This window comes from Sphingobacterium sp. DR205, from assembly GCF_011064245.1.
GTDB classification, from domain to species: Bacteria; Bacteroidota; Bacteroidia; order Sphingobacteriales; family Sphingobacteriaceae; genus Sphingobacterium; species Sphingobacterium athyrii.
In genome coordinates this window covers 454,784-469,183 of record NZ_CP049333.1, presented here as the reverse complement: position 1 = coordinate 469,183, position 14,400 = coordinate 454,784, and the positions used below count along the sequence as shown (strand labels likewise).

The following is a 14,400-nucleotide window of genomic DNA, read 5'->3' as shown; positions in this document are numbered from 1 at the left end:
ATTTTATAAAAAAGAAATGAAAAAACATATTATAACTTCATTAACAATACTCGCTGCAAGTGCAGTCTCCGCTCAATCCCCCGTTCAAATCAAAGGAACATTTGACAAAGAGTTTATTAAACAAGTCAAACTCTTCAAAGTCGTCGACGGCGATATGGTTGAGATTGCTTCGGCACAACCGCAATTGAATAAAAAGTTCGGTTTCACCTTCTATCCGGAATACGAAGGTTTTTACGCCATCGGCTCAGGAACAATTGGGAGTCAAACCGATAATAATATCTTCTACTTTAAGCAGGGCGATCAACTTGAGTTGACCGTTTCTGAAAAAAATTACCAATTGACTGGCACAAATAACAGTAAGGAAAACCAGATCCTGAGCCGTTGGCACGAAGAAGTCAACCCAATAGAACAAAAAGCCTTCTATTGGATGAAAACCCAAAGTACCTTCGTCGATTTTTTTCCAGATCTGGAGATTGTTGCCGCCAAAGCCAATGCCTTCACAAAAAATAATAAAAGTGGAAATGCAAAATTCGATGCAAAACTATACGATTATATTCAATGGGATCTTGCCGCGAATGCGACAAATTTCCTCAATACACCACGTTCGGCACACCCCGCAGTAGAAGAATATTCGGATTACTACAAAAGTCTTACGTTGACCAATTTTGCAAAAGATGCGTCTTTAGTTTATCAAATGCCCTGGGGAAACCGCACGTTGGGCGGCATCTCATCGGTAGCCCGTCGCACGGCAAATATACCTTACGAAAAAGGGGTTGCGGGCTTACAAAAAGACATGCAGCTTCTTCCCAACGACACCTTAAAAGGAGACGTTGTCTTGAGTTATCTAGCCAGACAAAAAGATTATGCTAGTTATAAAGAAGCCGCAGATAAATACCACTCCTATTTTTTAACAGCAAGCCAAAAGCAACGCGCGACAGGGATCATGAATGACATGGCTCAATTAAAAAGCGGAGACCAAGGGCTTAACTTTTCTTTTCCTGACAATAACGGAAAAACCATAAAATTCGCCGATTTAAAAGGAAAAGTAGTTTTGATAGACGTATGGGCAACCTGGTGCGGTCCCTGTAAAGCAGAAATACCACATCTCAAAAAGCTTGAAAAAGAATTGCACGGAACCGATGTTCAAGTGGTGAGCATCTCTGTTGATGAGGAAAAAGATAAAGCCAAATGGCTAAAAATGATTAAAGACGAGCAACTCGGTGGTCTTCAGCTTTTTGCTTCCGGATGGGGTGATTTTGCCAAATATTACAAAATCACAGGCATTCCACGCTTTATGGTTTTCGACAAACAAGGTAAAGTTGTGACCATAGACTCACCACGTCCATCGAGCCCAGAATTAAAACAGCTCCTCGAAAAAGTATTAGCAACGAAATAGGCATGAATAACCTTTGGATTTACTTCCTATGCTTAACGTTATCTCCCTCGCTTCTATCTGCGCAGGGGGACAGCGTTACAATGAAAGGGAAAATAACATCGCCGGCAGTAGACCCTGTAGTAAAGCTGAGCATATCATTTATCGACACTCAAGGTAAAAGACAAGGTTTCGCAACTCCAGTAAAGGATGGATTATTTGAAGTCAAGATCCCAAAACAAGCACAGGTGGTTGATGCTACCTTAAGGACTATTGGCAAAGATCCAAACACCAGCGCATTACAACAGGTCATGCGTCATCCGCTCAATATTTTTATTTCTGAAAATGATATCCTTATAGACGGCAATGCCGAGGAACTTGATTTAGCGCAAGTCAGAGGTGGAGAAGAAAACAATGAATACAATAGCTTGCGTCAATCAACAGCTGGATATATAAAGCAAAAAAACAGATTATACAGTCCAATTCTCGAGGGAAAGATAAGTACTGAATCTCCAGAAGGTAAAACGATACTCGAACAGCTCAGCCAATTAGGCAAAAAAGAAAGTGATCTCCAAAAGAAGTTTATAGAAAACCATCCGGAATCCTATGTCAGTTTATTTTTGCTTTACAGAATGAAGTCTAGCTATACTTCCGAAGACTATAAATTTGCATTTAATCGTCTTGCTTCGAATTATAAATCAACAGACATGGGAACAGCAATAGCGTCGACAATTGCAAAAGAATCCGTGACTGCGAAAGGGAAAGCAGCACCGCTATTTACACGGACAACTGCCTACGGAACTCCTTTTAGGTTAGAAAAGATGCAAGGCCGTGTTATTCTACTCGACTTTTGGGGGAGCTGGTGTGGCCCATGCCGTGCAAGTATGCCACACCTCCAACAGCTTTACAGTCGTTACAAAAACAAAGGCTTTGAAATTATCGGTATTGCCCAAGAACGAGGTAAAACACTTGATGAGTCAAAAAACAGCTGGCACAAAGCTATAGAAGAACTCAACTTGTCTTGGACAAATGTGCTAAATAACGAGAACAAGGAGCAAATGGATATCGTAAAAGCATATCAGATCAACGGTTTTCCAACAAAAATTCTGGTGGATGAAAATGGAAAAATCATTTTGCGCGTTATAGCATCGGCAACAGATGACATCGATATTGCACTAAAAAAGATCTACGGCTTCTAATTCTATTACATACTTTATCAAATAATAATTTATTCCGTATAACCATGCCATATAAACCCATTATAAAAGTTGGAAGTCTCTTGCTGTTGACAGCCTGGGCATCGTGGTCAAAAGCTCAGCTTGCGACAGAATTACCAGCTAAACTACTGACATGCTTTGAACAAAAAGACACCTCGATAATAACAGCTGAACTCGCACCAAATTTTTCCATCGCAGGTCACACAGGCCAAGGAGCCAACTTCCGCTTAAACCAAATTGTCAAAAATTATCCCCTAAAAGCGGTACATATTCTATCGGACAAGAAAACAAAAAGAGGGACATTACTTCAAATAGAGGTCACAGACACAAAGGGTAAGACAACAAGCAATCAAGCTTTGGTCGACAAAGAGGGAAAACTCATCTATTTCAGTCTTTTTGATCAACTCTACGGACTGAAAAGAGAAATCCAGCCTAAATTACGTGCAGTCATTCCATTTGAAAACAAAAACGGATCCATTTACCTACAGGTGAAAATCAACGCATACGAAAAACCTTTAAGGCTCCTTTTTGACACCGGAGCAGATGGAATGGCCGTGAACCAGCAGCTTGCTGATGCTATTGGTTTAAAGGTAACCCGTGAGAACAACGCTTCAGTAGTCGGAGGCAACACAAAAATTCAGGTATCTGACAACAATAGTGTTCTATTGGACACGCTAAAGCTAGCGGGACAGGGGATTGCTATCTTTCCCGAAATGGGCAAAGAAGGCGATGGCATTATCGGCAATACATTGATACGCCAATTTATCACGCATATCGACTACGATAAAAATACTCTTTCATTGTACGACTTCGGAGATTTTCAATACAAAGGCAAGGGAACTGCAGTACCGATTACAATGCCTGCTGGCGTAATGATATTACCCGGACAGCTTGAGGTCGTCAAGGACAAGAGCTACTCGGGGCATTTTGTTTTCGACACGGGTGCCTCGTATGACCTGATCTGTTTCCGTCCTTTTGTACGCCAAAATAAATTGCTGGTCAGCGGATTTAAACCGGAAGCACAGGCGGCAACCGTAAGCATGGGAGTTTCCTCTCCCACCTTCTCGGGCAAAAGCTACCAATTTGCCATTTCTCCCCTGCCGCCAATGCAAGGCTTGCCTGTCACACTCATGGGCGGTAGTGCTGGAAATGAACAATGGCAACCTGGTTTCGATGGTTCAATTGGCGTTCGCCTATTAAGCCGTTATAACATTACAATAAATCTAGCAGAAAGCGAGGCCTACTTTTCTCCAAATAAATTACATGCCCACCCGCAGGATTTTTTGATAAAGAATTATCAGTTTGGCTGGGATAATGCCGGGCAGCTTAAAGCTCTTGGAGTTGTAGGAGCCGTCGAAAATCCAACGGGTCTGAAAGCAGGAGATTTGATTCAACGTATAGACAAGTATACGGTCGATCAGCTGAAAAAAAATCCAACGCTGATAGATGAAATTCGATTAAGATCGACAGCAGAATCAATTTCTGTGACCACGGTTGACAAGAATATCATAAACATCTAATCTCATTAAACAAGATATACTATCCCTAATTCTCAAAACAAATTTTATGAAAAAGATTATTTTTTATATTGTCACGGTCTGTTACGGAATATTCATTTCAAGCACCACAAACGCACAAGAAAAAGCCTTTGAGGGCAGCTATGCGGCATGCCAAGCACAGGCAAAAAAAGAAAATAAACTCATCTTAATCGACCTCTATTTTGTTGGCTGCATGCCCTGTGCAGAGATGGATAAACAGGTTTTTCCAGATCCAATAGTGGCTCAAGAATTAAGTACTAATTACATTCTATACAAAACAGATGTCATGAAAGAGACCGACGGGAAGAAATTAGCTCGTAAGTACGGTGCCCCAGGGTTCCCCACCTATATCATCGTAAACCCCGAAGGTAAAACCATAATGACCGAATCTGGTTTCTTTGGTGTGGACCGATTTGTCCCTTTACTAAAAGAAGCTGTCCGGCGCAATAAATCTGGGCAATACCTCGCATTTAACAATACATTGGACAACGTCTATCCTGCAGCTTACAGCGAACGTTTTATCAAAACCGGCGAAAAACACGATTTTGCGGAACTCGAAGGATATCTAGAGCAACAGAAAGATCTGTTCAATGAAACCGCTTTCTTGGCCAATAGCGTTACTTCCTTTACAAAATATAATAACTGGGCTTATGACAATCTTCCAAAACTGATTAAACTATACGGCGGAAATCTACTCCGCAACAAAATTTCAACAATTGCCAAAGCAAAAAGTAAACAATATGGGGCAGCGCAGCAATTGGATAGCCTAAACACCATGTTGACCTATATACGTCCTACGTTCAACGATAAATTATGGGAGGTATTTTTACCCGGGTTTGTAACGAGTTACTATGCCGGCTCCCAAAATGGGGCCAGCTATTTAGCGCTGATTGACGAATATAAACTTTACCCTACTTGGGATGAACGCAGCAACGCCTTTGGACCGGTCATTCTAGATCAGTCAAAGAACCCGGCAATCCTGAAATCTATACGAGCTGAATATCTAGCCGCAGAACAACGAAACACACTGGACCCCGTAGATTGTTATCGGCTGATACTATTAAATTACTATTTAAAAGATTTTGATCAGGCTTCCAAAGGGATGGAAAAGCTGCTGAAGTCAGATTTAACATCTCCATTCCTAACCATCGACAAAAAAGACCTGCAAGACTTAAATGAGGCCATAAAAAGAAAAGATGCCAGTTTATATCAAGCTAAGAATATTAAGAAAATTATTCCATTTAAATTAAGTTAACCCGCTATAACATGATTAGAAAAACTATTTTATTGCTCACTGCCCTGACTTGCTCGATTGTCGCATTCGCACAACAGCCAAGCAACATCACCGGAACGACAGATCCCGCTAAAGTAAAACGTGTCGGATTATTTAAAGTGCTCAATGGTCGATTGAAGGAAATCGCAACATCCATTCCCGATGCATCTGGAAGATTTGCATTTCGTTTTACGCCTGAATACGAAGGCTTGTATTCTGTTGGTAGCGGGAATGCCCAGAATCAGCAGGGACTTTTCCGTTTTTACTTCAAGGGAAATGAGGAATTAAACCTAAAATTAACCCAAAATGATTATGAATTAACAGGTAAAAATAGCCCAGAAAATGAAACGTTATACGCTTGGGACAAACAATCGAAAACTTTTCGCGATAAAGGCACCACTCCTGGTGGCATGAGTACTTATGTCGATTTCTTCCCCGAGGTAGAGGAATTTAAAGGAAAATTAGACGGCATCAAAAAGAAGGTCAAGACTGGGAATCCGAATTTTGACAAATTTTTCCCTGAACTAGTCGATTATGATTTTGCCTATTATGCAATCTCTTATCTGTACATGCCACGTACAGCCCATCCAAGTAAAGAGGAAATGAGTGATTTTTATTCCCAGTTCAACGCCGATCGTTATCTGACGACCGAATTATTAAAATTTCCGTATGGCGACCGCTTTATGAGTAATATGATCTATCGTAAGCTGGATCTTTCCTCCAAACCAACATTTGATCAACAAGTAGCGGCAATCGGACCCGATGTACTAAAAGGACAATACGTATTGCAGCGGCTTGAGGGAGCACGTTCTTATGGCGACTTTCAGGAAATGAATGAGAAATACAAAAAGTATTTTACGCTACCTGAGCAAATCGAACGGGCAAAAGTTGTAGAAGCGCGATTGGTAGAAACAAAAACAGGTGTACCTGCTTTCCAATTTAGCTATCCCGATCTTAGTGGTAAGAAAACAAGTCTCGCCGATCTTAAAGGTAAGGTAGTATTGGTCGATATGTGGGCTACATGGTGTGGACCTTGTCGTGCGGAAGAACCACATTGGGAAAAACTTAACGAGGAGTTTAAAGGAAAACCGATCGCATTTGTTGGTGTTTCCGTCGATCAGGACAAACCAAAATGGGAAACCTATGTTAAAGAGAAAAATATGAAAGGAATTCAATTACACGCGGGACCGGGAAATGAGTTGACAAATGCGTATAAAGTAAATGGTATACCACGTTATATTCTGATCGATAAGGCTGGAAACCTAATCTCCGCAGATAGTCCGAGACCTAGTGACCCAAAATTGAAAACATTAATTGAAGAATGGATTAAAAAATAAAAACCGAATATCAACCGATGTAAACAGAAAAAGATCTCGGTTCAAATAAAACCGAGATCTTTTTTGTTATATAGCGAGTAGTCCCCTTATTCGCAGCTTTGCTTAGATGATCATTATCCCAATTGTGGATCAGTCTTCGAGTGACTTCCTGTCTCCACACGACCGGCAAATTGGCGGACAAATTTACTTCCCACAATCTGTAAAGTAACATCATACCAACCGCTAACCTTCTGAGAGTCTACAACCCACTTGGTCGTTTTACCGGCACCCAATACAAAATCTTTCCTCCAGGAACTGTAGGCATTATCTTTCACCTGCACATGGAGCACTTTGTCTCCTTTATTGCTTGCTTCCAAGATCAGGTTTCCCGTGGGAATACCTTTTTTTCCGATTTCATAGCTCGCAACAATAGATAGACGCTCTGCATCTCCCTTAAAACTGCGCATAAACCCATTTGGCCCATATACCGTTAGGTCATAATAACCGTCTTTAAAGTCAGTCCGGTTCCAGTCAAAGCTCAACTCCTCGCCAGCGATAACTGCAAACGGCCAAAAACTTACACCATCTTTATAGCTTGGCCCACTATACACATTAAAAGGGCTGCTCAGGGATTTCGCTCCGAAAATCTTATTGCCTGCGGACATCGTCAGTTTTACGCTGTCTTTATCAACCGTTTCACTTGCATATAACTCATAGGCCAGCGCATTGGAATTTTTTTGACCTTTTTCCTGTCTTGCCAATTGTGCAGCCTTTCCCGTATTTTGTAAGGCTTGCATTTCATCAGCAGTCCATACATGGAAGTTATTCGGTAGCGGTTTGGATTTGGCCTGATCAATTGCATAAATCTGTTGATTGCGGTTCAAGAACGGCAATTCTACAGGAACACCACCTTCTGCTTTCCGAAATACCGAAGTCAGATCTCCCGTAATGGCACGGCGCCACGAACTGATGTTGTGTTCTTTCACATCCCTACCAAGCTTCTTATCGAAGAAATACTCCATAAATTGAATGGTCGAAGTGATGTCGCACACCTCCGAATTAACCCAGCCACCTTTGCTCCATGGAGATGCAATGATCAACGGCACCCGATAGCCCAGACCAACCGGTCCCTCTGTAGCGTGTTCCTTCTTCTCACCACTGGCAAGTTCTTGCTCCAGACTTACATATTCACCACTATAATCCAAGCCTGCTGAAGTCTTTCCTGACCGTGCATCTGCCGGATTAGGTGCTACGAACGGCGGAATATGATCGAAGTATCCATCATTCTCATCGTAGTTTAGTATAAAGATTGTTTTCTTCCACACGTCGGGATTTTCAGTAAGAATATTCAGGATTTCGGATACATACCATGCACCATACATCGGCGCACTTGGATGATCTGAAAAACATTGTGGGGCGACAAGCCAAGATACTGTTGGCAATTTCCCAGACTTCACATCTTTCCGGAATTGATGGAGTACATCCCCTTTTGGAACAGTAATCTGTTCACCTTCATGTAGGACGGAAGCTGTCTCACGATAGAACGCGTCATCCTCATTGGTCTGAAAAGCACGCTCATGCAACGCGATTTGCTCCTTTGGAAGTTGCTGGAATGCCTGTTCGGTGAGTCGCTCCAGTTGTTTCTTATAGCTGCCCAGCTGCTCCTGTTTTTGCTTAAGCTTATTTTGGGTTTTCTGTACACTTTCAGTTCCATTATTCGCCAATGCTTTTTCAAGCTCCTGGATTTCAGTAGGTAGTTCAACGACACGCTTACGCATAAATTCCAAGTGGCTTTTTTTGAATTCAATATGGTATTGTGAAAACCACTCTAAGTTATTGTCTGTAAAATTTCCTAACCATTCTTCTCCATGAAGACCGCTCTCCATACTGACTTCATTCTGATATACCTTCCAAGGAATACCCGCAGCTTCTAGACGTTCAGGAAAAGTTTTCCAATGCGCCCAACGGTTGAAATAAATATCCGAATTACGAATCAACGGTTTTGCTCCTTTATTGGGTACACAAGTGCCTGTCCAGAAAAAATGACGATTGGTTGTCGTTCCCGTAATCGACGAACAAAAATGTTGGTCGCAGATGGTAAACGCGTCGGCTAATGCATAATAGAAGGGGATATCTTCACGGGTATAATAGCCCATGGTTAACGGTATCTCTCTCAGCACCTTTCCACTGGGACGCTTTGCTTCAATCCAGTTATCATGTTTACCCTGATTACGTGCCGCCATTTGATTTTCCCACGAATGGGGAAGATTTCCTGTCCAGGCGGCATTGGAATTCTTGATATCCAATCGAAAGGGTGAATATGTCTTTCCTGAAGCTGAAGCCTGCAACCATACGGGATTTCCACTAGGCAACTCGATAGCTCTTGGATCATTAAATCCCCGAACCCCTCTCAGTGTACCAAAACTATGGTCAAAGGAGCGATTCTCCTGCATTAACAAAACAATATGCTCGGCATCTAAAAAAGAACTCCCCGCAACTGGTTCAATAGCCAAAGCGCGTTGTATCGCATCCGGCACAGCGCTTTGTAAACCAAAAAACCCAGCCAGCAATGAAGCCTTCTTGATAAAATCTCTTCTACTATCCATAAAATATTTATTATATCTCCTATAAATTCAATGGTCTATCAACGAATATATTCATTCGCCACCGCTTTTTAATGTAACGTTTTTAACAAAAATCCCCGCACACGATTGATATGGTGCGCGGGGATAGTTTTCACGATAAAAAATTAACAGATTAAAGTATTACCTATTTTAGGATCCACATCAGTTGATTTGGATCGTCTACGCCTTCAAATTGCCGTTTTACAGCTTCTTTCACATTTTCAGCGTTATAATTATACTCCCGGTCTTTGTATTTCCATCTAACTGGAATTTTGCTGGTTGCCTCGGAATTCATACTCGAATTCGGATTAATTTTCCAAACAGGATATCCTGTACGACGGTAGTCATAATAAGGCATATGACTCAATTGAAGATAACTAGCCAAGTATTTCTGTAAAATAATTTCTGCGATTTGCTTTTCAGTATCTTGAGGGAATTCTAGCCCATATTTTGCAATTACCTCCGCAATATAACTCGCATCCATAGACATCTTATGTGTATACTGATCTTGATTTGGTGTATTGTCTGCTACAAATTTCATAGATGCCTCAATCCCCTTTTTATACCAATCCACGGCAGTACCATTGATCCAGCCACGTGCTGTCGCCTCTGCCATAATAAAACAGAATTGTGGATACGAATATTGTTGTGTTGGCTCGCCGGTTACCAATTCGAAATACCGATCATTTAATTTGGAGAAATCTTTCGTCACAACGATATCAGCAATATCACCAAAAGGCAATGAAGGATCTACGCCAACGTAAGCGTCGAATTCATTTTGTGACTTTCCGTTCGCAATTTTTAAAGCAGCGGGTGCAGCATAATAAAAAAGACGTCTATCCTTTCTTGCTTTCAAAGGTTCAATTACTTCTGAAGACACTACAGGATAAATCACAAAGCTATTGCTCACTTTGTAAAAAGGATAAGTCTGACCACTTTTATCTGAGCGGATCAATTGAAAATTATCGGCATTTGACGCGAAAAGCACACCACCATCCACGATCTTTTTGAAACGTTCTTTCACCCTCAGATCGGGATCAGTAGTCTTTCGACTAAGTTGAATGAGTACATTTAACGCAAATGTATTCGCAAATTTTCGCCATTGCAAAGTGTTACCAGCATAAACTGGATCGCCAGTAAATTTATCTCCGGCTTGAAACAATTGATCAGCTTTTTCTAATTCATCCAATATTCCCAAAAACACATCCTTTTGCAGATCATACTTTGGAAAGTATATTTTTTCAGATTCGCCTTGTAGTGCCTCCTTATAGGGGATATCACCCAACTTCATTGTGCCTTCAAAAAAACGTATTGCACGCGCCACATGCTTAACTCCAGCATAAGATTTTGACAGCCCATCAGTCGTTGCAAAGTCCACCATATATTCTGCATCGTTCAAACCCGTGAGAGCGGATTCTTCCTCACCAAGATTATTGTATTGATACCCTTCAGGAAGCTCCGTCCAAGCCACCTGTTTTGTCAACATATAAGGCTGCATAAACGATTTTTGGGAAGGCGGATTTGCCAATCCCAAAATGATCCGTTCCGATATCATTGATGAATTAACGGCCTTAGGCATCTCAGGATCCGTATTGATCTCTTCAAATTTGGAACAGCTCATTGTAGCAAATAGTAAAACTACCGCTATTCCCCAAGTATAGTTGTTGAATCTCTTTTTCATTGTATTCGATAAATTAAAAAGTCACGTTCAAATTAAAGCCTATGTAACGCATAGATGGAGAACTTAAATCTTCCTGTCCACGATCTGGATCTGAAAATTTATATTCCTTTGTCCATAAAAACAAGTTTTGCCCAGTGACACCGATACTAGCCTTTTTAGCTTTGATCTTTTGAGCAAAAGTATTTGGCACCGTATAATTTATAGATAGTTCACGTAATTTGACAAAAGTCTCATCCCAATAATTTTGACGACCCGAATAGGCGGACTTCCAATAAGATTCATAGGATACCGCTTTATCATTTTTTTCAAAAACACGTGTATCCTCTGAAATTCGACCATAATTATCATATTTCACTGTTCCCGACACGACCTTCACTCCAGGTGCTATAAAAGTCTTATTTCCATTCACAACTTCCTCATATCGATACTCGTTATCAGAATCAGGATGCGCACCAGTCTGCCATAGACGAGCGTTCATAGTAGAATAAGACATCCCTTTAATCCTTCCGTCTAAGCTAAACGACAATGAAAAGTCCTTATAGCTGAATTGATTCGTCAATCCCCAGAACCACTTGGGTGCAGAATAACCTATCAATTGGGCGGCATAATTTGCAGAAATCGGCATACCAGATTTATTGAGGATCAATTGTCCATCCGGCGCCCGTTCCCAATCTTTTGAAGTGATATAATCAGTCCGTAAACCTTTTTGTATATATAACGCATCACTTGAGTAACGCGGATCCAAAGAGTGGAAAAACTCCAAATTTTGGGAAAGATTCAAACTAACATCCCACTTGAACTGATTGCGATTGATTGGAATACCACCCAATGTAATTTCATGACCTTTCGTCATACGTTCTTCTTGTGTATTGATCAATCTGTATTTGAAACCTGTAAAAGAAGATATATTATTATAAATTGCCTGATTATGTAGCAAACGATAGTAACGCGTATAATTACCATATAATCTATTTTTCATGACAGCAAAATCAAATCCAATCTCTGTAAGATCCCGTTGTGTGGGAGAAATAGAAAAATCCTTAATATCATATTGATATTCAGAATTGGTAATCGCATATGTCGCTGTCGGGGCACCGTCCCAGACATTATTATTTACCCGGAAAACCTGATTAATTTCATAAGGATCTGGCACAGTTTTGGTAACGGCCCAAGAGCCACGCACTTTCAACATATCCAACCACTGCGGTTTACTTGCCAACAGATCCGAAACAATGACACTACCAGACAAAGAAGGGTAGAAATAAGAGCGATGTTCCTTGGACAAGGTAGATGACCAATCATTACGGCCAGTTGCTTCTAAAAATATGGCATTTCTCCACGAGATGGACAATCTTCCGTATAGTGCGTTACGCATCTCCTTTACGCGGGATTCAATGGAGTTAACCGGGTCAATAGAATTTCTCAACGAATAATATCCAGGAATTGCCAGCCCATTCATCGTTTTGGAAATTAGGCTATTGTTCTGACGGTAGAAAACAGCAGCTCCCGCCAATCCATCCAAGGTAAAATCTCCAAATGTCTTTTTACCAGTGAAAATCAAATCATTGTTGGAACTAAAACCATCATATTTGGCCTTCATATACTTACCCTTGCTGTCAAATCCCCCAAAATCCTTGAAACCACCACGGGTACCATAAATACCTATCGGGTTCTGTTGTGTTTTGGACTCACTTAAATAATCATAGCCTGTTCTAAACATCAATTTACCCCAATCACCAACCTTATAGTTTAGTGTAACTGCCGCATTTAACTTATTACTCAAACTTGGCGTAATCTTCTCATAAGCAATCAAGTAGGGATTATCATACCAGCCATTATACATCCAATTTTGTTTCTGATCTGGTATTACCCAATAGTCTTTATATTGCTGGAGGTCATATTCTGGCCCTGTCCAGACAAGAATATTATAAATATAGCCTTGATCTCCATATCCTGATCCAAAATTATTCGAGGACGAATTCCTATTGTAGGCCAACCTAGTTTCAAGGTCAAACTTCTCGCTTATTTTAGTTTGTCCAGAAACAGACAAGTTTGTCATATTTAATTTTTGATTAGGATATTGCCCCTTATTATAAATATGATTTATCGAAGTTCTTATACTTCCAAACTCACCCTGATTTGTAAAACTTACCGTATTATTGGAAATAAATCCAGGTTCGAGGAAATTCTGAAAATTGTCTTTCCCTCTCGATAACAAGTCCATTTCTTCCAATTGCTTTGTCAATGGATTCCATTGTTTAGCTTTCCGACCAATATCCAATTTATCTCCCCAGACGTAGTCATTATTGTTGAATTTCCCAGATTCACCCGAAGAGTAACTGTTCTGAACTTTCGGAAGTGCCAAATAGCCGGAGAAAAACATATTATTACTATTTACTGTAATTTCTGTCCCCTTTTCACCAAGTCCTTTTTTTGTGGTAATCATGATAGCACCTCCGGCGCCAATACTACCATACAATGCTGTTGCAGTCGCTCCTTTTAAGACAGTCATGTCCTCAATATTGTCAACAGGCACATCACGCAAGGTCATATTTTCATAAGCAACACCATCAATAACCAAAATTGGTGTTAGCCCGCGAACTTGAATTTCTGGCGTACTATTAAACTCTGTACTATTTAATACACGTACACCAGATACACGTCCAGTCAATGTCGTTCCTACGTCCACTCCTTTTACACGCGTTAAATCTCCCCCTTTGATGCTTTGGGTTGCGTAGCCAAGCGATTTTTGCTCCCGTTTGATCCCCAATGCGGTTACGACGACCTCCTCTAGAGCCTCTGATGATTTCGACAATTTAATTAACGCAGCCTGTGCAGCTGTGACTTCCTTTGTTTCATAACCAATATAAGAAATCTGTAAGATAGCGCCACTCGATGTCCCTGACAATTTAAAATTACCATTTTCATCACTTGTCGCTGTTGCAGTTGTACCCTTCACCCGTACAGTGACACCAACAACAGGTTGACCTGTTTCCTGGTCGACAACTTTACCATGAACCTCCTTTTGAGCATCAACAAGCACAGCAACACCTCCTTTTTCAATCTCGCTATTTCTTTTCGAAACGACATAGACCTTATCATCAATTTTTTTTACCTCAAGATTCCCATCTGAAATCGTCTGTATAAACTGGACGATCTGATCTTTTTTGAGATGGCCAATGTCAGCACGCTCATTAATCTTCTGATTAGATATTGACGCATCATAACCAAATTTGACATTGAATTTCTGTTCCATTCGAGCGAGGATCTTTCCTATACCTTCACTGGCAGAAAATTGGGCGGCCATGCTTTGAAGTGCTAAAGACTGAAATAGCAATGCTCCTCCCATAAGTTTTAAATAGTAATTGGTTCTTTTCAT

At 40.8% G+C, this 14,400-nt stretch carries 8 protein-coding genes; 5 read left to right on the top strand and 3 right to left on the bottom strand.

The window, feature by feature from the left end; genetic code table 11:
* Positions 1 to 16: 16 nt before the first annotated feature.
* The 5 genes from G6053_RS01900 to G6053_RS01880 are packed head-to-tail and all read left to right on the top strand — an operon-like array spanning position 17 to position 6,737.
* Entirely contained in the window at positions 17 to 1,396 is a 1,380-nt protein-coding gene (locus G6053_RS01900; protein WP_165305411.1) for a TlpA disulfide reductase family protein, read from the top strand.
* Positions 1,397 to 1,398: 2 nt separating this feature from the next.
* Positions 1,399 to 2,571: a TlpA family protein disulfide reductase gene (locus G6053_RS01895; RefSeq protein ID WP_165305410.1), complete on the top strand. Its 1,173-nt coding sequence runs from the start codon at positions 1,399 to 1,401 to the stop codon at positions 2,569 to 2,571.
* A 44-nt stretch (positions 2,572 to 2,615) separates the two neighbouring features.
* A complete protein-coding gene (locus G6053_RS01890; RefSeq protein ID WP_165305409.1) occupies positions 2,616 to 4,109 on the top strand; it encodes a retropepsin-like aspartic protease in 1,494 nt (497 codons plus the stop codon).
* Between the two features lie 46 nt (positions 4,110 to 4,155).
* Positions 4,156 to 5,382 (top strand): thioredoxin family protein, encoded by a 1,227-nt coding sequence (locus G6053_RS01885; protein ID WP_165305408.1) that lies wholly within the window; start codon positions 4,156 to 4,158, stop codon positions 5,380 to 5,382.
* Positions 5,383 to 5,393: 11 nt separating this feature from the next.
* The gene (locus G6053_RS01880) at positions 5,394 to 6,737 is read left to right on the top strand and encodes a TlpA disulfide reductase family protein (RefSeq protein ID WP_165305407.1); all 1,344 of its coding nucleotides are present in this window, start codon (positions 5,394 to 5,396) and stop codon (positions 6,735 to 6,737) included.
* 113 nt (positions 6,738 to 6,850) lie between these two features.
* Here G6053_RS01880 and G6053_RS01875 read toward each other — a convergent pair whose 3' ends face one another.
* From G6053_RS01875 to G6053_RS01865, 3 genes are all read right to left on the bottom strand, one after another.
* Positions 6,851 to 9,322 (bottom strand): phospholipase C, phosphocholine-specific, encoded by a 2,472-nt coding sequence (locus tag G6053_RS01875; RefSeq protein ID WP_165305406.1) that lies wholly within the window; start codon positions 9,320 to 9,322, stop codon positions 6,851 to 6,853.
* 163 nt (positions 9,323 to 9,485) lie between these two features.
* A complete protein-coding gene (locus G6053_RS01870) occupies positions 9,486 to 11,021 on the bottom strand; it encodes a SusD/RagB family nutrient-binding outer membrane lipoprotein (protein WP_165305405.1) in 1,536 nt (511 codons plus the stop codon).
* 13 nt (positions 11,022 to 11,034) lie between these two features.
* Positions 11,035 to 14,400, bottom strand: a complete 3,366-nt coding sequence (locus tag G6053_RS01865) for a SusC/RagA family TonB-linked outer membrane protein (RefSeq protein WP_108636359.1) — start codon at positions 14,398 to 14,400, stop codon at positions 11,035 to 11,037.